Annotated in this window: 19 protein-coding genes and 1 pseudogene; 7 read left to right on the top strand and 13 right to left on the bottom strand. The window is 64.1% G+C overall.

Annotation, left to right across the window (positions count from 1 at the left end):
* Positions 1-85 precede the first annotated feature (85 nt).
* Positions 86-1,156, top strand: coding sequence for an aldo/keto reductase (locus K4043_RS02925; RefSeq protein ID WP_265308139.1), 1,071 nt, complete (start codon positions 86-88; stop codon positions 1,154-1,156).
* A gap of 61 nt (positions 1,157-1,217) precedes the next feature.
* Positions 1,218-2,504, top strand: a pseudogene (locus K4043_RS02930) (chloride channel protein); the annotation flags it as partial.
* Between the two features lie 89 nt (positions 2,505-2,593).
* On the opposite strand, the gene K4043_RS02935 reads toward K4043_RS02930, so the two are convergent.
* Together K4043_RS02935 and K4043_RS02940 are read right to left on the bottom strand one after the other, a co-directional pair.
* Positions 2,594-3,580, bottom strand: coding sequence for an MDR family oxidoreductase (locus tag K4043_RS02935; RefSeq protein WP_265308140.1), 987 nt, complete (start codon positions 3,578-3,580; stop codon positions 2,594-2,596).
* A 98-nt stretch (positions 3,581-3,678) separates the two neighbouring features.
* Positions 3,679-4,323, bottom strand: a complete 645-nt coding sequence (locus K4043_RS02940) for a TetR/AcrR family transcriptional regulator (protein ID WP_265308141.1) — start codon at positions 4,321-4,323, stop codon at positions 3,679-3,681.
* Between the two features lie 127 nt (positions 4,324-4,450).
* Between K4043_RS02940 and K4043_RS02945 the strand changes: the two genes are divergently transcribed.
* Positions 4,451-6,733, top strand: coding sequence for a TonB-dependent receptor (locus K4043_RS02945; RefSeq protein WP_265308142.1), 2,283 nt, complete (start codon positions 4,451-4,453; stop codon positions 6,731-6,733).
* A 17-nt stretch (positions 6,734-6,750) separates the two neighbouring features.
* Positions 6,751-7,665, top strand: a complete 915-nt coding sequence (locus K4043_RS02950) for a tyrosine-protein phosphatase (protein ID WP_265308143.1) — start codon at positions 6,751-6,753, stop codon at positions 7,663-7,665.
* A gap of 42 nt (positions 7,666-7,707) precedes the next feature.
* Here K4043_RS02950 and K4043_RS02955 read toward each other — a convergent pair whose 3' ends face one another.
* Both K4043_RS02955 and K4043_RS02960 read right to left on the bottom strand, forming a co-directional pair.
* Positions 7,708-8,601, bottom strand: a complete 894-nt coding sequence (locus K4043_RS02955) for a trypsin-like serine protease (RefSeq protein WP_265308144.1) — start codon at positions 8,599-8,601, stop codon at positions 7,708-7,710.
* 75 nt (positions 8,602-8,676) lie between these two features.
* Entirely contained in the window at positions 8,677-9,144 is a 468-nt protein-coding gene (locus tag K4043_RS02960) for a MarR family transcriptional regulator (RefSeq protein WP_265308145.1), read from the bottom strand.
* 65 nt (positions 9,145-9,209) lie between these two features.
* On the opposite strand from K4043_RS02960, the gene K4043_RS02965 reads away from it, so the two are divergent.
* Entirely contained in the window at positions 9,210-9,530 is a 321-nt protein-coding gene (locus K4043_RS02965) for an FAD-dependent oxidoreductase (protein ID WP_265308146.1), read from the top strand.
* A 94-nt stretch (positions 9,531-9,624) separates the two neighbouring features.
* Here the strand turns inward: K4043_RS02965 and K4043_RS02970 are convergent, their stop codons facing one another.
* Entirely contained in the window at positions 9,625-12,117 is a 2,493-nt protein-coding gene (locus tag K4043_RS02970; RefSeq protein WP_265308147.1) for a methyl-accepting chemotaxis protein, read from the bottom strand.
* A gap of 168 nt (positions 12,118-12,285) precedes the next feature.
* Between K4043_RS02970 and K4043_RS02975 the strand changes: the two genes are divergently transcribed.
* The gene (locus tag K4043_RS02975) at positions 12,286-13,389 is read left to right on the top strand and encodes a hypothetical protein (RefSeq protein ID WP_265308148.1); all 1,104 of its coding nucleotides are present in this window, start codon (positions 12,286-12,288) and stop codon (positions 13,387-13,389) included.
* A gap of 42 nt (positions 13,390-13,431) precedes the next feature.
* Here K4043_RS02975 and K4043_RS02980 read toward each other — a convergent pair whose 3' ends face one another.
* The 3 genes from K4043_RS02980 to K4043_RS02990 all read right to left on the bottom strand — a co-directional run bounded on the left by K4043_RS02980 (position 13,432) and on the right by K4043_RS02990 (position 15,037).
* Positions 13,432-14,112: a hypothetical protein gene (locus K4043_RS02980; protein WP_321160130.1), complete on the bottom strand. Its 681-nt coding sequence runs from the start codon at positions 14,110-14,112 to the stop codon at positions 13,432-13,434.
* A gap of 156 nt (positions 14,113-14,268) precedes the next feature.
* Positions 14,269-14,538: a hypothetical protein gene (locus tag K4043_RS02985; protein WP_121037094.1), complete on the bottom strand. Its 270-nt coding sequence runs from the start codon at positions 14,536-14,538 to the stop codon at positions 14,269-14,271.
* A gap of 367 nt (positions 14,539-14,905) precedes the next feature.
* Complete coding sequence (locus tag K4043_RS02990) at positions 14,906-15,037, bottom strand: hypothetical protein (protein WP_265308149.1); 132 nt, start codon at positions 15,035-15,037, stop codon at positions 14,906-14,908.
* A 143-nt stretch (positions 15,038-15,180) separates the two neighbouring features.
* Between K4043_RS02990 and K4043_RS02995 the strand changes: the two genes are divergently transcribed.
* Entirely contained in the window at positions 15,181-15,948 is a 768-nt protein-coding gene (locus K4043_RS02995; protein WP_123729501.1) for an EAL domain-containing protein, read from the top strand.
* Between the two features lie 359 nt (positions 15,949-16,307).
* Here the strand turns inward: K4043_RS02995 and fabF are convergent, their stop codons facing one another.
* From fabF to K4043_RS03020, 5 genes are all read right to left on the bottom strand, one after another.
* The gene (fabF, locus tag K4043_RS03000; protein WP_265308150.1) at positions 16,308-17,585 is read right to left on the bottom strand and encodes a beta-ketoacyl-ACP synthase II; all 1,278 of its coding nucleotides are present in this window, start codon (positions 17,583-17,585) and stop codon (positions 16,308-16,310) included.
* Between the two features lie 36 nt (positions 17,586-17,621).
* Entirely contained in the window at positions 17,622-20,687 is a 3,066-nt protein-coding gene (locus K4043_RS03005; protein WP_265308151.1) for an efflux RND transporter permease subunit, read from the bottom strand.
* A complete protein-coding gene (locus K4043_RS03010; protein ID WP_265308152.1) occupies positions 20,684-21,796 on the bottom strand; it encodes an efflux RND transporter periplasmic adaptor subunit in 1,113 nt (370 codons plus the stop codon). The genes K4043_RS03005 and K4043_RS03010 overlap by 4 nt, the downstream gene beginning before the upstream one ends.
* Before the next feature lie 62 nt (positions 21,797-21,858).
* On the bottom strand, positions 21,859-22,488 hold the full coding sequence (locus K4043_RS03015; protein WP_265308153.1) for a TetR/AcrR family transcriptional regulator: 630 nt from the start codon (positions 22,486-22,488) through the stop codon (positions 21,859-21,861).
* 610 nt (positions 22,489-23,098) lie between these two features.
* Positions 23,099-23,995, bottom strand: a complete 897-nt coding sequence (locus K4043_RS03020) for a DUF1254 domain-containing protein (RefSeq protein ID WP_265308154.1) — start codon at positions 23,993-23,995, stop codon at positions 23,099-23,101.
* Positions 23,996-24,376 lie beyond the last annotated feature (381 nt).

The following is a 24,376-nucleotide window of genomic DNA, read 5'->3' on the forward strand; positions in this document are numbered from 1 at the left end:
AGGACGTTGCTACCGGCCCGGCATGGGCTGCCGGAACAATGGGGCCACGCAGGCACCGCCCTGTCCCGCCATGGAGAACGCCCGCATGACCTCACCCACCTCGCTCGATCACTATCGCCTGCTGGGCCGCTCCGGCCTGCGCGTCTCGCCGCTTTCACTGGGCACGATGACCTTCGGCGCCGACTGGGGTTGGGGTGCAGACGACGCCGAGGCCCGGCGGATCTTCGATGCCTACCTCGACCGTGGCGGCAACTTCATCGACACCGCGGTCAACTACACCAACGGAGCCGCCGAGCAGATCCTCGGTCGTTTCGCCAAGGCCCAGCGCGACCGGCTGGTGCTGGCCACCAAATTCACGATGGCCCGCGATCCCACCAACATCAACGCCGGCGGCAACCATCGCTACAACCTGGTGCGCTCGGTGGAGACCAGCCTGCGCCAGTTGGATACCGACCGGATCGACCTGATGTACCTGCATGCGTGGGACTTCACCACCCAGCCGGACGAAGTGATGCGCGCACTCGACGATCTCGTGCGAGGTGGCAAAGTGCTGTACCTGGGCATCTGCAACACCCCTGCCTGGCGCGTGGCCGAACTGCAGACCCTGGCCGACCTGCGTGGCTGGGCCCCGTTGGTGGCGCTGCAGATCGAATACAGTCTGGTGGAACGCACGGTGGAACATGAGCTGCTGCCGATGGCGCAGGCCCTGGGCCTGGGTGTACTTCCCCGGTCGCCACTGGGCGGCGGCATCCTGACCGGCAAATACACGCGCGAGGATCTGTCCGACGAAAATGGCGCGGACGTGGCGAGCAGCCGCAAAGGCGTGATCGCATCGATCGGTCATCTCAACGAACGCTCATTGGCCATCGCCGAGGTAGTGGGTGAGGTGGCCGAGGAACTGGGAGTCTCCCGCTCGCAGGTGGCCATCGCCTGGACGCTTGCCAACCCGGCCGTGGTCTCACCGATCATCGGCGCACGCACCGTGGCGCAGGCAGAAGACAACCTCGGCGCGCTCACCGTGGTGCTGAGCGATGTGCAACTGAGACGGCTGGATGAGGCCAGTGCCCCGGCACCGATCTTCCCTGCACGCTTCATCGGGCGGCCCATGGCCCAGCAGTTGATCTTCGGCACCTCCACGCTCAACGGGCGACGGTAATCCATGGCGATCACCCAACCGACAGATTGAGTGAAAAAGCCTGCCAGACCCCCGTGAGACAATGTGGTTCATGACTTCACCGGACTCTCAACGCCCGCTCCTGTCCAGGGACGCGTGGAAGCGGCGTGCCGCGCTGTGGGGCGGCGCGGTAGCCGTCGCCCTGGTCGCGATCGTGTTCGCCAAGGCCAGCGACGCGGCCTTCCGGGTGTTCCAGTGGATCATCGCCCATTCGATCTGGTGGGCGCTGCTGGTGACGCCAGCGGTGTTCGCCCTGTTGGCATGGCTGACCAGTGGCGCACTCAAGCCGACGCGTGGCAGCGGGATTCCACAGGTGATCGCCGCACTGGACGTTGCCACGCCCGAGTTCCGGCGCGACAACCTCTCGCTGAAGGTATCGGCCGGCAAACTGGCGCTGACCACACTGTCCCTGCTCGGAGGTGCATCGGTGGGCCGTGAAGGCCCCACGGTGCACGTCGGTGCCAGCCTGATGTACATGTTCGGGCGCTGGTTCGGCTTCCGTGACCCGAAGGAGCTGTCGCATTTCCTGCTGGCCGGCGGCGCAGCCGGTATCGCCGCCGCGTTCAATACACCGCTGGCTGGCATCGTGTTCGCCATTGAAGAGCTCAGTGGCCGCTTCGAGCACCGTTTTTCAGGCACGTTGCTCACTGCCGTCATCGTCGGGGGCGTGGTGTCGCTGGGCCTGCTCGGCAACTACACCTACTTCGGCAAAGTAAGTGCCACGCTCCCGTTGGGGCAGGCATGGCTGGCGATCCTGGTGTGCGGCACGGTCGCAGGTCTGCTCGGTGGCGTGTTCGCCAAGGCGGTACTGCTCACCATGGAGGGCCGACCGCGATGGCTGGGCAGGCTGCGCCAGCGGCACCCGGTACTGCTGGCCACCCTGTGCGGACTTGCGTTGGTGCTGCTCGGTGCCGCCTTCGGCGCGGGTGCGTTCGGTACCGGCTACGAGCAGGCCAGGGGACTGGTCCAGGGCGGCGCAACCGTCGGTCACGAATTCGGCCTGATGAAACTTCTCGCCAATCTGGTGTCGTACGTTGCCGGCATTCCGGGCGGATTGTTCTCGCCCGCACTGGCCGTTGGTGCCGGGCTGGGACACAACCTTGCCGCCATCATGCCGTCCGTCGATGAGCGCATCTTTGTCCTGCTCGGCATGTGCGCCTATCTGACCGGGGTGACCCAGGCCCCGCTGACCTCTGCGGTCATCTCGCTGGAACTGACGGACAGCAGCGACATGCTGCTGCCCATTCTGGCGACCGTCCTGATTGCGCGCGGCGTCTCCGGGCTGGTCTGCCGCGTGCCGATCTACAAGGCCATGGCCGAACAGCTGGTCAAGCAGCTGCCGGGCCCCCACCCGCCTTCGGCCTAGCGCACTGGCGAGAGGCTGGAACCAACGCCCCTCGCCAGCGTCCGGCGGCAGGATCACGCGTTGACGTCGACCACCGTGCGGCCCTGCACACGCCCCTGCAGCACCTGCTCGGCCAGTGCCGGCACCTCGGCCAGGCCGATCATCCGCGTGGTGCGGGCCAATTTGCCCAGATCCAGATCGGTGGCCAGCCGCGTCCAGGCCTGCTCTCGCGCAGCGTAGGGCGCATTGACCGAATCAATGCCCGCCAGGGTCACGTTGCGCAGGATGAAGGGAAGGACGGAGCCCGGCAGATCCGCGCCCTGGGCCAAACCAAATGCAGCCACCACGCCGCGATAGCGGGTCTGCGCCAGCACATTGGCCAGGGTGTGGCTGCCCACCGCATCGATCGCACCGGCCCAGCGCTCCTTGGCGATCGGGGCTCCGGCCTCGGAAAGCGTCGCGCGGTCGATGATCTCCGCCGCGCCGAGTTCCTTGAGATAGGCGGATTCCTCCCGTCGGCCGGTTGACGCGACGACCCGGTAACCCAGCGTGGAGAGCAGCGCGATCGCAATGGACCCGGCACCGCCATTGGCGCCCGTGACCAGAATGTCGCCCTGCCCCGGTGACACGCCGCCATGCTCCAGCGCCAGCACCGAGAGCATCGCGGTGTAACCGGCGGTGCCGATGGCCATTGCTTCCTGGCTGGAAAACGCAGCGGGCGTTTTCACCAGCCACTCGCCCGGTACACGCGCCTTCTGGGCATAGCCGCCATGATGGGTCTGGCTCAAGCCCCAGCCGTTGACCAATACACGGTCGCCCGGCGCGAAACCGGGATGAGTGGAGGTTTCGACCACACCGGCCAGATCGATGCCGGGGATCAGCGGGAAGGTGCGGATCACCGGCGAACGGCCGCTCAGCGCCAGCGCGTCCTTGTAATTCACCGTGGAGTACTCCACGGCAACGGTGACGTCGCCGGGCATCAGGTCCTGCTCGGTCAGGTCGACGACGCCGGCACTGATGGCGTCACCGCTTTTGGTCGCAAGAAGGGCGTTGAAGGTCATGGGATCTCCGGTTCGGGTGCATGAGGGGCATTGCAGACCAGACCAGTGTGCGTACGGCGCTGTACCGTCCTGTTAAATCACCCTGATCGGCGGGTACCTCACTCGTCCAGTACGCTCGCAATCGCGCGCGCGAGCACGCCCCGCACGGTGTCCGCCGCGAGGTCTGGATCGCGCACTGCGCGCATCGCCAGCCCCTCGACCAGCAACCGCATCAGCAACGTACGCCGTTCCAGATCGGCATCCTCCGGCGTGCGCCCACGCGCGATGTCGTGCTGCCGAAGCCAGCCGGTAATGGCCTCGCTGGTCTGCCTGTCGTGCCGGCGCAGCACCTGCGCGACCACCGGATCGCGGTGCGCCTCAGCGGTGATCTCCGCATACAGCGCGACATTGGCGATCGCGTTGCCACGGGTTTCCAGCGTCTCCCCGCGCGCCCACAGCTGGTAGCAACGCAGGAGTCCGTCAACCAGATCGGCCGCCGCCGGCATGTGGCCGATTGCGTCCTGGTCGTAGGCGAGCTGTCGTTCGATCAGCGCCAGGATCAGCGCACGTTTGTTCTCGAAGTAGCGGTACATCAGGCCCTGGCTGATCTCCGCCTCTGCGGCGATGTCACTGATCGAGCCGGCATGGAAGCCGCGGGCGATGAAACAGCGTTGCGCGGCGTCCAGGATCCGCTGGCGCTGCGCTTCGGCACGCACGGCTGCAGCGTCTTCGGCAGGGGTGCCGGAAAGGGGGGTAAGCGTCATTGCTCGTCGTAGATGGCGTCCAGTTGAGGGGTGATGGTACGACACGCAGGGGCTGAATGAACGGTCATTCATCTGTCATTCTGCGCGCACAGACTGCGCCGGCCCCCTCCTCCCGTGAACGAACCCGATGCGCCACGCCCAGCTGCACCGCCGCCTGTTAGCTCTTGCCATCGCTACCGCCCTGCCCGGCCTCGCCGTGGCCAATGACGTCACCACTGTCGCCACCGCCGATACCGCCGCCCGCGATGTGGTCGCGCTGGACCAGGTGGTCGTCACCGCCCAGAAGCGTGCTGCCAATCTGCAGGACACCCCTATCTCCGTGTCTGTGGTGGATGCCGAAGCGCTGAAGGACCGCAGTGCGATCTCGATCGGCAGCCTCTCCGATGGCTCGATCCCCTCACTGCGTGTCACCCCCTTCGCCACACGCAGCTCGGCGCTGAACATCGGCATCCGCGGGATCGGTGCCTCCGGTGACGCCAACCAGCCGGCGCGCGATGCCGGCGTCGGCGTGTATGTCGATGGCGTGTTCATGGGCCGCGCGCAGGGCCTGGGAAGCATGCTGTATGACGTAGAGCGCATCGAGGTGTTGAAGGGCCCGCAGGGCACCCTGTTCGGCCGCAACACCGAAGGCGGTGCGATCAGCATCGTCACCAGACCGCCCACCGGCGAGTTTGGCGGCAGCGTCAGCGCCGGCGTCTCCAACTACAGCGGCTACACCACCGGCCTGCATCTGGACCTGCCGAAGGTGGGCGATGTGAGCTTCAAGATCGACGCCGTGCAGGCCAAACGCGGCGGTACCACCGACAACCCGATGCGTGGTGAGCGCGACTTCAACAGCTACGACAAGCGCGGCGCACGCTTCAGCGCGCTGTGGCAGCCCAGCGATGATTTCTCCGCGCTGTATGCCTTCGACCGCTCCTACGATGCCACCACGCCGTACCACACCCAGTTGCTGGTGCCGGGCGCCTACGTGAGTCCGCTGCAGAAAGCCGGCGCCAGCGAGGATCGACGCGATTCCGCCATCCTCGGTGGCCCGCAGGAAGACAACATCGGCCGTACCAGCGGGCATCTGCTCAACCTTGGTTGGACCCTGAACGACAGCCTGGAACTGAAGTCGATCAGTTCCTACCGTGAACTGACCCAGGGCCAGTTCGACATGGGTCTGGTCGACGCGATCTCCGCCTATGGCGGCCCCAACACGCCGTTCGGCCGCTACAGCCTCGCCCAGGTCTACCAGCACCAGTACAGCCAGGAATTCCAGCTGATCGGCACCACCTCGCAGGTGCAGTTCCTGGCCGGTGCCTTCTACTATCACGAAACCGCCGGCGACAACGCGCAGACACCCAACATGCTGCTGTGGGGCCCGGGCGGCAACAGCTACACGCTCAACCCGGCCACCAACCCCTTGAACCTGGGCAACGTACGCATCGACCGCGCCAGCAAGGCGTGGACGGACAGCCTGGGCATCTTCGGCCAAGCCACCTGGACGCCGGCCTCGCTCGAACGCCTGCACCTGACCGCCGGTGGCCGCTACACGCGCGATGACAAGAAGGGCAGCCTGTACATCGTCAATGGGGCGGCTAAAGACCTCGCCTTCGATGATGCCTGGGGCCGCTTCGATCCGATGGTGAACATCGCCTACGACCTCGGCGAGAACGCCATGGTCTATGCAAAATACAGCACCGGGTTCAAGGCAGGCGGTGCCAACTCGCGCTCGACAACCTATACCGCCTTCGCGCCCGAAGAGGTGACGGCGATCGAGCTGGGGCTCAAGTCGCAGTTCTGGGACAACCGCGCGCGCCTGAACCTGGCCCTGTTCGATTCGAAGATCGAACACAAGCAGATGGATTTCTCGCTGCCGTTCGATCCCAACAGCGGCGAAACCCGCACCACGATGGTCACCACCAACGCGCTCAGCAACGGCACCTCGCGCGGTGCGGAGCTGGAGTTCAACGTGATGCCGGTGGACAACGTCACCGTGGGGTTGAACTACGCCTACACCCGCATCGATGCGCAGAGCGCGGTCGACCCGTTCGGCGCCGGCGTGCAGGTCACGGTGCAGCCATTGCTGGCGCCGAAGAACGCCGGCAGCGTGTCGCTGGACTATCTGGTGCCGTTCGCCAACTTCTCCGCGCTGAAGTTCCACCTGGATGGCAACTGGTCCGATGGGTACTACACCAGCGAGTACGACCAGATGCTCACCGACAGTTCCTTCATCGTGAACGCCCGTGTCGCCCTGATCGACGTCCCCCTCAACAGCACGGGCTCGACCATGGCCGTCTCACTGTGGGCGCGCAACCTGCTGGACGAAGAGCACCTGTTCTACAAGCTCAACAACGCCTCACTGGGCCAGAGCGGGATCTTCAATGACCCGCGCACCTATGGCCTGGACGTCACCGTCACCTTCTGATCGCCCTGGAGATCCTGATGCACCTGCGCCGCACCCACCTTGCCCTTGCCGTTGCCCTCAGCCTGCCGATGCTCGCTGGCGCCGGCCTCGCACTGGCCCGCTCGCCCGTCACCGATACCGCCGCCGCCGCGCCCACCACTGCGGCAAGCGCCAACGTGCAGCCGGTTGCCGCCGATGCGCAGCGCGTCATCCCGCTGCAGGGCGCCTGGAACACGCGTACCTTTGCGGGCCTGCAAGGCAGCCATGGCCCGATCCCGGCCAGCGCCTTCGTGCGCACCTCGGACCTGGGCCGTCTGACTGCGGCCGACCGCGACGCACTCGCCGCTGCCGGTGTCACGCTGGATATCGACCTGCGTACCGCCGATGAGCAGGCGCAGTCGCCTGACCTGCTGGCCAGCGACGCGCGCTTCGCCTACCAGCGCACCTCGCTGATGGGCACCGAGAAGATGGACCTGCAGAAAATGGTGACCACCTTCCCCGACTCGCTGGGCGCAGCCTATGTGCAGTGGCTGGATCACAGCCAGCCGCAGTTCAAGCAGGTCTTCCAGCGCATTGCCGCCGAGCGCGACGGCACGGTGCTGTTCCACTGCACCGCGGGCAAGGACCGCACCGGCATCATCGCCGGGCTGCTGCTGGACCTGGCGGGCGTGTCCCGGGCGGAGATCGTGCACAACTATGCGATTTCCGCGCACTACCTCGAAGGCCAGCCCAAGGACAGCGCGATGAACGCGCAGATCATGGAGCTGATCAAGCAGAACCCGGAGATCGGCAGGAAGATGGCCGGCATGTCCGGCACCGCGCCAGAGAACATGGCGATGTTTCTCGCCGCTCTGCATACGCAGTACGGCGGTGCCGAGGGCTATCTGAAGTCCATCGGCGTCAGCGAGGCGGAGATCGATCAGTTGAAGGTGCGGTTGGGTCAGGCGGGCTGATCTGACCAGCGTGTCGCGTGTCGGCCACGGATGGCCCACACGTCACGCGCTGCATGGCGCATGCCGGCGCTCGCCACTGGCAGGACGTGCAATCGGCTGGATCGAACCCACTGCGGTTGTCTGCGCCGGTTCGGCCATGATGCGCTCGATCCAGTCACGATAGTGATTCACACGCACATTGCAGGTGACCTGCCTATAGCGCCCGGGCCGGGCGGTGAGCACATTGCCCTGGACGACCTTCCACGCGCCCTGCCCGGCCAGCAGCCACTGACCATCGCGCTCGATGAGCACGGGGCCACCGCTGTCGCCGTTGCCCAGCACGCCTTCCAGGGGCAGCGCTTGCGGCGGTTCGTCGAAGACATAGCAGAGCCAGCGGTCGTAGGCACTGGTGATCGTGTTGAACGCGCGCCGCAGCTCGGTGCGATTGGGGCCGCTGGGAGAATGCCCGGTGGCGCCCGTCCCCGTAGCCCCCTTTCCCAGAATCTTCGCGATCTGACCGGCCTCGTCGGTGCCACTGTAAATGGCCACAGGCGCAACGTCGGTCACCGGCGCCTTCAGCCTGATCAACGCAACATCGTCGCCCGATGCAAGGAACACCACGATCAACATTGCCTCGCCACTGGCCATCGCCTGATCGATCAATGTCTGTGGCAGCGTCCTGTAGCCGGGATGGACGACAACGCGCTCAACGTCCCGGGCCGTTCCGTTGATCACTACCTGCTTGAGGTCGGCATGCATCGGCAGCGTGTGCGCGGCCGTCAGCACCCATTGTGGTGCGATCAGCGCGCCGTGACCCTCGCCGGGCATGTCCACGAGTGCGGGAAACTCGGTAGCGGGAGCGCGATACTTCGCATCATCCACGTCATGCCGGATGACGATGGCATGGGCAGTTGAGGACACGGCGAGCAGCACCCCGAGTAACAACAATCGCTTCATATGTGATGCCTTGTGAGGTTTCGACAGCGGGATCAAGATGCCGGGCGCGGCACCGCAGGCTGGCCGGGTGTGCCGTTACGGCTCACGCTCACGGGATTCCAGCGCGCCGGCGAACTTTGCCATCAATCGCACCAGCTCCGATACGTCCTGCGCGGACCATGAGGCGAAGATCTCCCGTCCGATCCGCTCGCGGGCCGCGTCCAGCCGGTCCGTCATGTCTTTGCCTTTCGGCGCGATGGTCGCCTCGCGGATGCGACGGTCTTCTGGATTGCCGCGACGCGTGACCAGTTCCATCGACGCCAGTTTGGCGACCTGGCGACTGATGGTCGTGTAATCGCGGCCCAGCCGGTCGGCCAGATCCACCACCCCGATCGGGCCGACCCGCTCGATCATCACCAGCAGGCGGAACAGCGCCTGGTCCAGCTTCAGGCCGGCGGCCTGGATCAGCATTTCATCATTGCGCGGGCGGTTCATCACGCTGGCAAGGCTGACCATGGAGAGGTGCAGCGACTTCAGCTCGGCCGACTTATGTGTATCTTGCACCCTCTTTTTCACGGGCATAGCATCTCCTCCAAGTACGTGCATATTACACACAGCTGGAGCGAGGCATGAGCAACAACCTTGATGTAGTGATCTGTGGCGCTGGCGCTACCGGCCTCACCCTGGCCATAGAGCTGGCTCGCCGCGGCGTGGCATTCCGGCTGCTGGAGCAGCGGGACCGACCCTTCCACGGCTCACGCGGCAAAGGTATCCAGCCGCGCAGCCGGGAGGTCCAGCAGCTCGATCTCGGGTACGCGGACGCATCGCTCTCGCTAGCGGGCGAGCCCCGTACCGGGCGCATCACCCCTGGCAGCCGGGCGAGTGGGTGCTGGTGCGCCCGGATGGTTACGTCGCCGCCGTGGTCCACGAGCAGCAGATCGAGACGCTGAGCGCGCATTTCGACGGTTGATGCCGCCGCGCCGATAAGACAACCGCACGCGGCGGGCCGGATACGCTGAGCATCCGGCCCTTATCCAGCACCGGTCAGCGGCGCGCGTCACCCAGCTTGAAGATCGCCACCGCCCCTTGAAGCGCCTGGGACTGGCTCTCCATCGAGCGCGCTGCGGCGTTGGCTTCTTCCACCAGTGCGGCATTCTGCTGGGTGGCCTCGTCCATCTGGATCACGGTCTGGCTGACCTGCTCGATGCCGGCGCTCTGTTCCTGCGACGCTGCGGAGATCTCGGCCATGATCTGCGTGACCTGCTGCACCGACGCGACGATCTCCTCCATGGTGGCGCCTGCACGGCGCACCATCACCGCACCACCCTCCACCTGGCCCACAGAGTCTTCGATCAGGCTCTTGATCTCGCGCGCGGCATCCGCTGAACGCTGCGCCAGGGTGCGCACCTCGCTGGCCACCACGGCAAAGCCTCGGCCCTGCTCACCGGCGCGGGCCGCTTCCACGGCGGCATTGAGCGCCAGAATGTTGGTCTGGAACGCAATGCCGTCGATGACCGAAATGATGTCAGCGATGCGTCGCGATGACGTCTCGATCCCCGCCATCGTGGTGACCACCTGGGCGACCACCTCGCCGCCCTGCCCGGCTACCTGCGCCGTGCTCTGCACCAGCTCGTCGGCCTTGCGCGCATGGTCGGCATTCTGGCGCACCGTGGAGGTCAGCTCCTCCATCGACGCGGCGGTCTCTTCCAGGCTGGCCGCCTGCTGCTCGGTACGGCGCGACAGATCGTCATTACCCGCCACGATCTCGCTGGCGGCCAGATTGATCGCGCCGCTGCTCTGCTGGATGCGGCCGACAATGGCGGTCAGCTGCTCCACGGTCGCATCGGCGTCGTCCCGCATCTGCGCGAAGACACCCTGGAAGTCGCCGACCATGCGGATGCTGAGGTCGCCGGCGGCAATGGCGCGCAGCAGACGCGACAGCTCGGCCAAATTTGTGTCGGTGGTCTGCATCAGGGCATTGAGGCCGCCCACCATGCCGCGGAAGTCGTGCGAGAAGGCCTCTGCGTCGCCGCGCTTGCTGAAATCGCCGGCGGCAGCCGCCTGGGCCAGCGCGAGAATCTGGGTGTTGATGGCCTGCAGATTCCACTTGGTCGCCACCATCGCGTCGCTGATGGCGGCCTTTTCGCCAGGCAGCGCCGGCATGTCCACGGTCATATCACCCACCGCATAACGCGACATCACCTCCACCAGTTGGCGCTGCACCTGGACATGCGCGGCCACCAGAGCGTTGGTGCCGGCCACCATGCGTCCGTAGTCACCCGGAAACGCGGATGCCTCCATCCGGTACCCCATCTCACCCTGGTCATGGCGCGTGGCCATCTCGCCCTGGGCGTCGATCACGCTGCGCAGCTGATTCTGCAGATGCCCCATCGACTGCAGCAGTTGGCCCATCTCGTCCATGCGCCGCGGTGCAATCGGGCTGTCAAGGCGCCCGGATGCGACCGCACTGGAGACACGCACCGCCTCGGCCAGCGGCGCAAGCACCTGGCGGCGGATCAACAGGAACAGTGCTGCACACAACAATGCCGCCGAGAGCAGGCCCACCAGGATGATCACCATCAGCAGCGACCGCGCCGGCGCCATCACGTGGCTCGTGGGGACCGTGATGCCCAGCGCGAAGACCTCCGGCGCATCGCCAAGACGCAGAGGCACCACCAAACGCAGTGAGTCGACACCACGCACACTGACCTGATCGGCAATCACCTCGCCTTTGCGGGTGACGTCGAGCACCTTGCGGGTATCGGCGTCGTCACGGATCTTGCCGACCTCCGACGCATCGGCGCTGGCCATGACAGCGCCTGCCGGCGACAGCAGGCTGGCCTCGCCCACGCCCAACGGATGCAGCTGGGCGATGCGCTTCTGCAGCGCATCCAGCGCCAGCGTCACGTTGACCGTGCCCAGGAAGCGCTCGCCGTCCATGATCGGCGTGCTCAGCGTGGTCATCAGCGTGTCCACGCCGGCCAGCGGGTAGACGTAGGGCTCGATGACATTGGGCCGATGGGTGTTGCGGCTCTTCAGGTACCAGTCGCCGACACCCGGGACGTCGTAGTCACGCAACGTCTCGCGCACGAGCGTTCCGTTCTGCCACGACCAATAGGCCATGAACCGTCCGCTGACATCATGGCCCTCGGTGTCGGCGAACGCACTGTCCTTGCCATCGAAGGCGTCCGGCTCCCAGGTGCTGCTGATGCCCAGCCAGTCCTTGTGCGCACGCAGCTGCTCGCGCAGCACGACCGCTGCGGTCTCGCGGCTGAAGCGGGGATCAGTGTGCTGCGTGCGCAGCGCATTGGCCAGCGACGCGGCGGTATCGAAGCCCAACTCAAGCTCGCTGGAGATGTTGCGCGCCTCGTGCCGCGCCACCTCGCGCAGCATGTCCTGCGCTGACGTCGACAGCGCATCACTGCTTCGCCAGTAAATGACCACCGCGGTAAAGGTGAAGCAGGCCAATGCAAGCAGACCGGTACCGAGCATCAGACGTGCGGCGACACTGTCACGGCGAATCAACGAAAAACCCATGGATGGCACTCGAATGAAAATGGCCACGGTCCGGAATGGACGCAGTGCACCGTCATGCGATAACGGCGTGAAGGCGACGTTCTTTAAGAACCATTCGACATGCGCGTGACCAGAGAACGCAGGCTATAGTGCGCGCCGATGTTTCTGCGATCTACGTCTTCCACTGCCATGAAAAACCGTTCCACGCTGTCGCTGACCTTCGCGTTGATCGCGATCCTCTCCTCTGCGGCGCACGCCGCTGAATCCACCTCGACAACAGAACCGCACGTGGACATCGGCGGTGCGGTGCGCTTCAACTATGGCTGGCTGGACTACGGCCCCACCAGCCGCCTGCAGCTGGAGCTGCTGCGTGCAGATATCGACGCCGGTGCAGGCCCGCTGTTCCTGTCCGCGCAGTACCGCTGGTATGACGGGTTCGATGCCGTGCACCATGCCTATGTCGGTTGGAACGCGAGCGAGGACACCATCGTGCAGGCCGGGATCCAGCAGGTTCCGTTCGGACTGCTGCCCTTTGCCGCGCAGAGTTTCTGGTTCGGCTCCGGCTATTACCTGGGCATCGAGGATGACTACGATCCCGGCATGGTGATCCGTCACCGCGATGGCGCAGACCAATGGCACCTGGGCTGGTTCGTCGGCGACGAATACGGCACCGGCGCACGCAGTGATCGCTACTCCTTCGACGTGGCCCAGACAGACACACTGCCCTACCGTGAGCGCGGGAGGCTGCACCTGCGTTACGAACACAGCCGGGCCTGGGCCGGCGGCGACCTGCTGCTGGGCGGCTCTGCGTTCAGTGGACGGGTTGAGAACGTGCGGACCGGGCAGCGTTACGGCCATCATGCGGCGGCCGTGCACGCGCAATGGACGCGCGACAGCTGGACCACACAGCTGCAGTGGGCGCGCTACCGCTACAGCATCCCGGGCGATCGCATCGCCATGTCGGCGTTCCTTGCGCCGTTCGAGATCGCGGCAGAGGCCGATGTCCCCACCGCCAATGTGGCCTATTCCTTCGGCAAGACGCGCTGGCTGGACAACGTCACCTGCTACAACAACCTGAGCATGACCTTGCCCGTGCAGGATGCTCCGCAGCTGCGGAACTCCTGGCAGAACGTCACCGGCTGCAGTGTGCAGAAGGGCGCGATGCTGACCTACGCTGACTGGATCGCCGGCAAGAACATGTGGTTTGCCGGCGGCAATGGGGTCGGGATCGATGACGGCGCCGGCACAGGCTGGCACTCCCGGTTCAACCTCAACATCGGGTTTTACTTCTAGGACGCATGCTCTTGGACGCTGATGGCCCGAGAAGCTGCTGCTTTACTTGCGAGCGGAACGTGCGCCGCTTGCTTCGCTGTCCTGCGCAGCCTCACGGCTTTTCGCGAACTCCGGGAAGGTTTCCGCTATCGATGCGTTATCGGGCAGGACATAGAACACACCGCCCCGCTCGAAGGTGGAACGGATGACCTGTTCGTAGAATCCTGGCGAGACATTGATGCAGCCGTGCGTCACGCGGTTGTCGTCGGGCGAAGGCGATGCGAGGCGTTCGGCGCGCTTCTCGGCCGGCACGCCGGTAGCGGTCGGGTGAATGGAGACGGCGGACTCGTAGTCCACCCAGAGCACGCGCCCCGCGTCAATCGACGGGCCGTAACCGCCCACGAAGCGACCTGCAGGTGTCGTGCGGTCCCGCCCCGGAATCTCGCGAAGCGCGAGCCCGGCAACACCGGGAGCGGTGTGGTCGCCGGTCGCCGAGCCAAACAGACCGGACGCCGCGCCGCGAAGCCGGCCGTTGCCATCAAACACCAGCACCTGCGCCGCCGCCTTGTCCATGATCGCGAACGGATAGCCTTGCGCATCCTTGCTTGCGACCACCCAGCCGGCAAGCTCGATCACCGTCTCGGACACCTCTTGGCCTTGCGGCAGCTCGTCAACCGCAGCCGCCGGCGGCGCGGCCGCATCCTCAGCGCCAGCGGTGCCGATACTTGCAAATGCCAACGCCATTGCCAACGCACCAGCAAGGGCACGGTTCACGGGGTATGAGTGCGTACGAATGGGACACTTCCTTTCAATGCAGACGGTACCGCCAAAGGAAACCAGCGGCCTGCATGGGCCACTGGTCCCTGATTCAGACGTTCCTCACCAATGGTGCAGGAGCGATCAACCGCGCGGCTTGCGGCGAGGTGCCTGTTCCAGCTGCTGGACGCGGCCTTCAATCTGATCAAGACGCTGGTTGGCCTGCTGTGCGGATTGATTGGCGGACTCGGCGCTCTGGGCCGCGCCCTGCACCTTCGTATCGAGTTGATCAAGGCGTGAGTTGATCGTTGCGAACTCGTCCTTGTACGTGGCGCAGGAACTGAGGCCTACGGTAGCGATGATTGCCACAGCCAGCGTACGCGCCGTCGTCATTTGTTTTGTGGTCAGAAACATTGCAGTGCCTCCTTTGTCTGGGGTGTTCGGACTATAGCGGCGTTTTCGCCAGCGCCATGACCGGCATTCAGTTGAAGCTGGGAGACGTAGAGGGAGTGTGATGACGGCTTGCCGCGGCCGTGATACAAGACGCAGCGTTCCGCTCGAGGCAGAAGTCAGGACGGGGCAGCTTGCTGGATCAGCACTGCGCCTGCGCAGCGACCGCCGAATCGATGGCCGCAGCGTCGGCAGCCGTGACATAGGCAAGCACCGCCGCGGACGCCAGCACCCGCACTGGCCAGAAACGAAAAAGCCAAGCCGACGCTATCCAACAACAACCCGCCGAGGGTCGATCCGAGCGCGGTCGAACACTGCACCACCGCAACGATCAACCCGCCACCGCCTCAGCGTTGTCGGTGAATGACCAGAATCCTCCGATCACTACGCCAATCAGCGCACGGCCGATCATGTAGACCACCAGGCCGGATACCGCCATCAACGCGGTGAGCGTCAGAAGCACCGTTCGCCTGTTCAGGTTCCCGTCCACCGGGAAATCGACAGGCTGGTCAGCACCGCGACGCCCCCGAGATGGGGCGGCGTCGACATGGCCGTGATGGGCGTCGGCTATCCTTCTCGCATTGACCAGAACACGGAATAAACCGCATGGCGTCCATCGATGTGCGCGCTGGATGTGCCCTTTGTCGCGATGCGAATCCGCTGCAGTTCGACTTCAGTTACGCATTCCAGCCCATCGTGGATGTTCATGCACGAAAGGTGTTCGCACATGAAGCGCTGGTGCGCGGCCCTGCCGGGGAACCCGCAAGTTCGGTACTGTCACGTATCACCGCGGACAACCGCTATTCGTTCGACCAGGCCTGTCGCGAGAAGGCGATCCGGATCGCTGCGTCGTTGAATCTACCGTCCCATCTTTCAATCAATTTTCTGCCCAATGCAATCTACCGGCCCGAGGTGTGCATCCGCTCTACGCTTCAGGCCGCGGATCGGCACGGCTTCCCGGTTGAGCGAATCATCTTCGAGACCGTTGAGGGAGAGCAGGTCAGCGATGGAAAATGGCTGGCTGAGATCCTGAGTGAATACAAACGGATGGGCTTCAAGACCGCGATTGATGATTTCGGTGCCGGGTTTGCCGGTCTGAACCTGCTGGCCGATTTCCAGCCGGACATGGTCAAGCTGGACATGGCGTTGATCCGGGGCATCGACCAAAGCGCGTCACGCCGTGCCATCGTGGCCGGCGTGGTATTCATGTGCGGGCAATTGGATATCGATGTGATTGCTGAAGGTATAGAAACCGGTGATGAGGCGAACTGTCTGTCCGATCTCGGCATCCGGCTGATGCAAGGCTACTGGTTCGGCCGCCCGCAGTTCGAGGGCGCTGCGCGGGAAGCCGACATACCCATGCATCCTGCATGAGGAGCGGGCTCCCTGCTTACCTGACGCGTAGGTCGCAGGCGCGTAGGAACAGCGCGGCCGTTGCATGACTGTCAGACGCTCGCCTGCGCCCCTGAGGCAAGCCATGCTCTGCAAGAAGGAGGCTGACAAACCGCTCCCCGTCGCCGGAGCAGGTCGAGCCGACAGAAACGCGCTCGTCACTTTGGTGACACCACACACGCTGGCGATTCGCTTCATCGTGGTGTGCTCAAAGCCCTCCTCCGCGAAGACGGTACCGGCCGCGTCCAGGATGCACTGCCGGCTCTCCGCCCTCGCCCGCTTCCAGCGCAACGCGGTTTTGCTTGGGAAGGTGGGTGACTCACCCGTGCTCATCGACCTGTTCACAGGCGCCGGAATACTGCACTGGCATTCACGCCACCAAAGCCAAAACCATTGGTCAGCGCAAACGTCATGCCGGCATGACGGGGTTCCCCGGCGACGATTGACAGCCCTTCCGCCAAGGGATCTGGGCTGAGGAGGTTGAGCGTCGCCGGCGCGACCTGATCGCGCAGCGCGAGCACGGTGAAAATGGCTTCGATGCCGCCAGCCGCCCCAAGCAGGTGGCCCGTGCTGGACTTGGTGGCAGAGATCAGAAGATCGGGGCGGGAACCAAACAGCGCCCGCATCGCCGCAAGCTCCGCCCGATCACCCACCTGGGTGGACGTCGCATGCGCATTGATGTGATCAACCTGATCCGGCGTGATACCCGCCTGCGCCAGCGCAATCTCCATCGCCCGCCGCGCGCCACTGCCGTCGTCGGGGCCGGCCGTCAGATGGTGGGCATCAGAGGCTGTGCCGTAGCCCACCAGTTCGGCAAGCGGCTTGGCGCCACGCGCCAGGGCGTGGTCCAGGCGCTCGATCACCAGCAACCCTGCCCCTTCGGACATGACAAACCCGTCCCGCTGTTCATCAAAGGGGCGAGATGCAGCACGGGGCGTGTCGTTGAACGACGTGCTCAGTGCCTTGGCAGCCGCGAAGCCGCCCAGGCTGACCCGGTGCATCGCGGCCTCCGCCCCACCGCACAGCGCGATGTCCGCCTCTCCGGCCCGGATGAGGCGCGCTGCGTCGCCGATCGCCTGGACGCCCGCTGCGCACGCCGTCACGGGCGCGCCCTGCGGGCCCTTGAACCCGTAACGGATCGACGCCTGCCCCGCCGCCATGTTGGCCAGGAAGGTCGGCGCGGTGAAGGGCGACAGCCGGCCAGGCCCACGGCTTTCGGTGGTGTGGACCGCATTGACGATGGATCCGAAGCCACCGATGCCCGTGGCAATCACGGTCGCCGTGCGCAGCAGCCCCTGCTCGTCGGCGTCACGCCACCCCGCCTGCTCCAGCGCTTCATGGGCCGCGACCAGCGCGAACTCAACGAAGCGATCCATCTTCTTGAGATCTTTCGGCGCGATGATGCCGGTGGAATCAAAGCCCGCCTCCGGGTCTTGAACGCGGTCAGGCACCCGTCCACCGACTTCGCAGCCGGTTCCCGCGGAGAGATCAGCACTCAGCGACCCGATGCCGGAGCGCCCGGCCAGTAGGCGCGACCAGACGGTCTCGACCCCGCAGCCGAGTGGGCTGACCACGCCCATTCCGGTCACCACGATGCGGTCCTTGTCAGCAATGCTCATGAATCACTTCCCATATAAAAGAGGTCCGGGCCAATGTCAGGCAACGGGGGTCTTCTCCGCTCGGACCTTGAACCAGATGGCATACATCGCCGGAAGGAAGACCAGCGTCATCACCGTGCCGGCGATGGTGCCGCCGATCAACGTGTAGGCAAGCGTTCCCCAGAACACCGAATGGGTCAGCGGAATGAAGGCAAGCACCGCAGCCGATGAGGTCAGGATCACCGGGCGCGCTCGGTGAACCGTCGCCTCGATGATGGCGTGGAAGGTCTCCATTCCTGCCTCTTCGTTCTCGTGGATCTGCCCGATGAGGATGAGCGTGTTGCGCATCAAGATGCCTGACAAGGCAATCAACCCCACCAGCGCGTTGATGCCGAACGGCTGCTGGAACAACAGCAGGGTTGGCACCACGCCGATCAGCCCCAACGGACTGGTCATGAAGACCATGATCATTGCCGAGATGGACCGCACCTGCAGGATGATGATCAGCAGCGTTACCGCCAGCATGATCGGGAACAGCGGCAGCATGGCGCTCATTGCCTTGCCTGATTCCTCGATGGACCCGGCCTGGGCAATGGCGTAGCCCTCGGGCAGCGAGGCAATGAGGGGTTCAAGCTGCTTGCTGATCGCTGCCGATGCGTCCGGTGGCTGCAACGCATCGTCAATGTCACCGCGCACGGTGATCGTGGGCACCCGATCACGGCGGCGCAGCACCGGCTCTTCCATCCGAACCTCGACCGAGCCGATCTGGGACAGCGGCACGCGCTGGCCAGCAGCCCCGACCAGGGTGAAGTCCGCAATCCGGGCAGGATCCAGGCGCATGTCCCCGCCTGACCGAGCAACAACCTCGACGGTGCGGATGTCCTCACGCACGGCAGTGACCGGCACCCCGCTCAGGAAGAACTGCAATTGCTGTGAGACGGATGCCGACGTCATCCCCATCGCCTGCAGACGGTCCTGATCCAGCGTGAAGTGCAGCGTCGGCGTGCGCACGCCCCAATCGGTATTCACAGTGCGCATCATCGGGCTGGCGTGCAGGGTCTGCTCGACCTTGGCCGCAATGCCCCGAACGACGTCCGGATCCGGACCACTGACACGGTAAGCCACCGGATAGGGCGAGTAAGGCCCAAACACCAGCTGGGTCACGCGCACCCGCGCCTCAGGCGCCAAGCCCTCGGCCACGGCCTGACGGAGCTTGGCTTTCAGTGCATCGCGCTGTTCCTGGCTGTCGGTGCGAACCACGATCTTGGCAAACGCCGGGTCCGGCAGTTCCGGGGAAATGGCCAGGTAGAACCGGGGCGCGCCCTGACCGATGTAGGCCGTGACGATCTTCGCTTCTTCCTGCCCAGCGAGCCACTGCTCCACCTTCCTGGTGGCCAGGTTGGTCTGTTCGATCGCCGTGCCGTAGGGCATCTGCACTTCGACCAACACCTCCGGGCGATCGGAAATGGGGAAGAACTGCTTTTTCACCAGCCCCATGCCCACCACAGCAAGCACGAACAGGCCGATCACCGAACCCGCCGCAAGCCACTTGCGTGCAATCACGCGCGCCAGGATCGACCGGAAGCGGTTGTAGCGCGGCGTGTCGTAAAGACTGCTGTGCCCCCCTTCCACGGTCTTGAGTTCAGGCAGAAGCTTCACGCCCAGGTACGGCGTAAAGAACACCGCCACTACCCACGACACGATCAGCGCAATGCCCACGATCCAGAACATGTTGCTGGTGTATTCGCCAGCGGTGGACCGTGCAAAGCCATTGGGCATGAAGCCCACCGCAGTCACCAAGGTGCCAGCCAACATCGGCGCTGCCGTATGGCTCCACGCGTAGGCCGATGCCTTGACCCGGCTGTAACCTTCTTCCATCTTCACGACCATCATTTCGATGGCAATGATCGCATCGTCGACCAGCAGACCCAGTGCCAGGATCAGCGAGCCGAGCGTGATGCGGTCAAAGTTCTTGCCGGTTGCGGCCATGACCATGAACACCGCAGCCAGCGTCAGCGGCACGGCCGCCGCCACTACGACCCCCACTCGCCACCCCATGCTGACAAAGCACACCAGCATCACCACCAGCAGCGCGGCGAAGAACTTCATCATGAACTCGTCGACCGACGCGCTGATGTTCACGGCCTGATCGGTGACCTTGTCCAGTGCCATGCCCACAGGAAGCCCGTCATTGATCTTCTTGACCTCCGCGTCGAGGGATTCACCAAGATCCAGGCCATTCCAGCCGTCACGCATGACGATACCCAGCAGCATGGCCGGCTCGCCGCCGTTACGGATCATGAAGGTCGATGGATCCTCATACCCCCGCTTGACGGTGGCAATGTCCTGCAATTTGAGGGTCTTTCCCTGTGCAACGATGGGCGTATCGCGAATCTTGTCCAGCTGATCCAGTGCGCCATCGAGGCGAATGAAGATCTGTGGACCCTTGGCCTCGACCGAGCCTGCGGGGGTCAGGGCATTCTGTCCGTTCAGCGCTCCGAAGACCTCCTGTGGCGTGATACCGAGGTTCGCCAACCGCTCGTGGGACAGCTCCACATAGATCCGCTCGGATTGCTCACCGATGATGTTGACCTTTTTCACGCCAGGAACGTGCAGCAATCGCTGACGCAGCGTCTCGGCATCACGCGCAAGCAGGCGGAACGGCTCACCCTTCGCTTTCAGTGCGAACAGAGCGAAGGTGACGTCCGCATATTCGTCGTTGACCATCGGGCCGATCACGCCTGCGGGCAGCTTCGCCGCTTCGTCATCCATCTTCTTGCGCGCCTGGTAGAACTCCTCCTGCACCTCCGAAGGCGGCGTGCCGTCCTGCAACGTCAGCGTGGTGAAGGACAGCCCAGGCCGCGTGTAGGTTTCGCTGCGGTCATACCAGCGAAGCTCCTGCAATCGCTTTTCCAGCTTCTCGGCGACCTGGTCCTGCATTTCCGTGGGCGTGGCACCCGGCCAGGCCGTCACGATGGTCATGACCTTGACCGTGAACGCAGGGTCCTCAGCGCGGCCGAGCTGGAAGAAGGACACGATGCCGGCCACGGAGATCAGAAAGATCAGGAAAACAGTGATGGCGCGCTCGCGCACCGCAAGCGCCGACAGATTGAACCCACTCACTGATGGGCACCGTTTGCAGCGGCACTCTTGGCGCTGTCAGCCAGGCGAACCACCTGCCCTTCGCGGAGCATATGTGCGCCAAGCGCCGCCACGCGATCAGAGGCCTTCAATGCGCCTTCGACCAAGGCGTGATCATCGCCCAGCTGCTTGACGGCGACCGGCGTCCAACGGGCTTTGAGCGGCTCACCGTTGATCACCCATACGCCGGTTCCGGTGCCAGGATCGAACAGTGCGCCCAGCGGAACCTCAACTCCGGCCGAGACGCCGACAGCTGCGGCGCCTGCAAGCTCTACGGCCACCGTTGAACCCAGCGGCAATGGGGTGTTGCCCTCTTCCAGCGTGTAACGGGCTTCGAAAGTTCGGGTGGCAGGGTCTGCCGATTGAGAGAGCACGCGCAACCGTGCCGGGATCTTGCCGCTGCCCCCGAACGAGGATGCTGAGGCCACAGAGCCGATCTGGGGACGAAGCGTCTCTGGGAGCTGAACAACCGCTTCCCTGCTCCCAGCACGGGCAAGCCGGGCGACGATCTGCCCCGCCGCCACAACCTGACCGGGCTCAGCGGAGATGGCCATGACCACCCCATCGGCATCTGCAACGAGCGCGGTGTATTGACTGGCATTACGCGCTACCCGGGCTTGCGCTTCGGCTGCTTTGAGCTGCGCCGTTGCTGCGTCTGCCCCCGCTTTGATCTGATCGTAGGCCGATCGGGACACGACACCCTTTGCGGCCAGATCTCGATACCGCGCTTCGTCGGCAATGGCCTGAACGCTTTGCGCACGAGCCGCAATCACCGCTTGCTGCTGGGATGCCGCTGCCAGATTCAGATCGATCGGATCAATCCGGTAAAGCACATCGCCACGCTTGACCGTCTGCCCGGTCTCGACGAGGCGTTCAGTGATCTTGCCACCCACTCGGAAAGCGAGATCGCTCTGCACCCGCGCGGCGATCGTGCCCGTAAACGTGCGTGCATTTCCCGCGCCCGCTTGGACCTGGGCAAGCCGGACGATGGGGGGCGCGGTGCGGGGGTCGATGTCGTCCGACGTGCCGCAGGCCACAAGGAACAACGGAGCAACGCAGGAGATGGCTAGGACTACAAAACGGCGACGCATACGGCCTTCCGGAGTGGGATATCCGGACGCATTCTGTTCCTAGTGACCGTTTTCGTCAATAGTCACACCCGTTGGGGTGAAAGGCTCCTGAGAACCAGCTCCTGCAGGGCGGTGGGCGATTCTTCGTGCATGACCGACAGGTGTGGAAGCGTCACCGGATTCAGATACGGAACCAGGATCTGGTACACCGCGCGACTGGTCTGATCGAGCGGTGTCTGGTTCTCAAACGCCCCGGAGGCGCGGCCATCTTTCAAAATGACCTCGACAAGCTGCCGGATGCGGCCTTGGTAGGCCTGGGTCGACGGCCATCGATCCGTCGCGGCCGCCACAGCGATTTCATAGAGGCGGCGATCCTGGAGAAACAAGCGAAGACTGGCCTCCACGATGGCGGTGAAGAGCACCCGCAGCCGGTCCGGCGCAGCGTCCACTCCCTGCAAGGCCGCATGCACATCGCTCTCGATCTGGGCGAGGCAATTGGCGCAGATCACCTCCCCGATCGCCTGCTTGGAGGCGAAAAACTTGTAGATGTAGGCCTTGGAGAAGCCAATGGCCTTGGCCAGGTCCGAGACCGTGGTCTTGTCGTAGCCGTAATGGCTGAAATGCGCGGTGGCAGCCTCGATGATCTGCGTGCGCACGTCGTGCTCAGCGGGGCCGCGCCCGGCGTCCAGTGCTGCGGAGGGTGAAATAGACATCGGGCAAGGGTAGCGCCGTGTGCCGATGCGGGCAAACAGTGACCATTCGAGTATGGGTTCACGCTCACCATGCACTGCACACCGATCACACCGCCACATGCCCGGTTCCGTTCTTCCATGTCCGGTTAAGGCCAGAAGCAGACATCCAAGACGTCGTCCGACTATCAACAACCACCTTGGCGCTTGACTGCTGCGATCAATTAGTAGACTCCTGCTGTCGGGTCTATGATCAGTTGCGCCTTGTTGGTTACGCACCACTGTGCAAGCTCACTTCTAAGCTCCAGCCAAAGGTGCTCGGCCCATGAGGGCGCCGCTCTCTTGAACGCATCTTCAGTTGGGAGGTAGGCAGTAAGAATTCCCATTGGCAACTCAAGCACGAACGTGCCGCCCGGCCCGGTGCAGACCAATTCTTCCTTCCACCTTGCCCTGAACTCGAAGACGGACATTAGCACCTAGCCACTTAATATTTGAACGCACGGGACAGATTATCCAATTGACACCCGGCATGCTCTGGGTCGATAGCCAACAGTAGCACTGGCGGGTTGCTAAGGTAGTCCTCATGTCAGCTTTCGGCCAGGAGAGGACGCGCCCTGACCATTCACAATGCGAGCTACTTCACCGGCCTTGCTTCGGGGAAGGACCATGTGCCGTCGATTGCGGCGGGTCGGGCTCTGTACAGCCGAACAGTGTAATTCCAACCCTTGACGATCGGCAGGCAATTAGGCGTGTCCCGGGTGCAGCCGCCGAACTGGATCTTGTAGGTCCCATCCTTTTCCGGCGTGGCGGTTAGGTTGTTGAGGGAATAGGCGTCAAGATCGTTCTTCTCGAAGAGCCCATCAGCGTTGTGCACGCTGATCGACCAGAAGCCGTCTACCGGGACATCGTTCACCTGCAGCGTGTGCACAGTTGTGCCGTCATTGGCGGGTGGATACACCAGGATGTACTTTGCCGCGTAAAGCGGGTTGCCGCCCCATCCAACCGCTGCCCCAATGAGATGTTGCACCGGGTCAACCTCGGTGCGATTGCCAAACGCTTTCTCAGTACCACCACCCTGAGCCGCAAGGATTTTCAGCGCGTTGCGGACGCCGTCTCTGGAGGCCGTGTCCCATTTAGGGATATGGAACGAGCCGTTTGTCTCCTGCTGAACTTTAATCCCATCCTGCGCCGCATGTGCGGCCGTGAGGTCCTGGCTATTGCCAGGGTCGGCGAGGGTGCGTGCGATCAGGTACATGTATCGCGTTCCGACGCTTGCCCGGTCGAAAGTAAACGTGCCGGGAGCGTAAACGACTTTGATTGTGTACTGATCTTCAGAAAGAACCTGTAGTGACTGGAAGCGCTTCCCCGAATCCGGGAGCTTGATGGTGACCGGTCCCGCGTCCAGATCGAACACGCCTTGAGAGTAGAGCGTGTCACGATTCATCCGAACGATTGATTGCTTTTCGATCGCAGGGGCACTCCGCACGTGCACGAGCTTCCCGAATGCGCCTTCCTCGACGGCCTTCGCCATGTACATGTCAGTCTCGGCCCGAACGAAGTTGTCAGGGGTCACCTTGATGGGCTGATCGCTTGTAGGTGCATGAGCCTGCGCAGAGATCGCGGCAAAGATGACTAGTGCTGAGCAGTCCATACAGATCCCCGATTCGAGTTCTGATCATTGTCGCCGGGAAGAACCCAGCCGCAATCTGAATAACTACCGCAGTGTTGTCAGTAGAACTACTGCTCCCGGCCGTGGCTGGGGCGCGCCACTCAATTCGGCCCAGAGGCTCAATGTGCCGATGTCTGCTTTCGGCCAGCAGCAGACACCATTGGCAACCGCCTACTTCAGCGCTTGCGATTCAGCCTCCCCTCGCCAAGCCGACGGGAAGTCTGCCCCCGAATCGCATCAACC

Origin of the sequence: Stenotrophomonas sp. SRS1, assembly GCF_026130205.1 — a bacterium.
Lineage (GTDB): Bacteria > Pseudomonadota > Gammaproteobacteria > Xanthomonadales > Xanthomonadaceae > Stenotrophomonas > Stenotrophomonas rhizophila_B.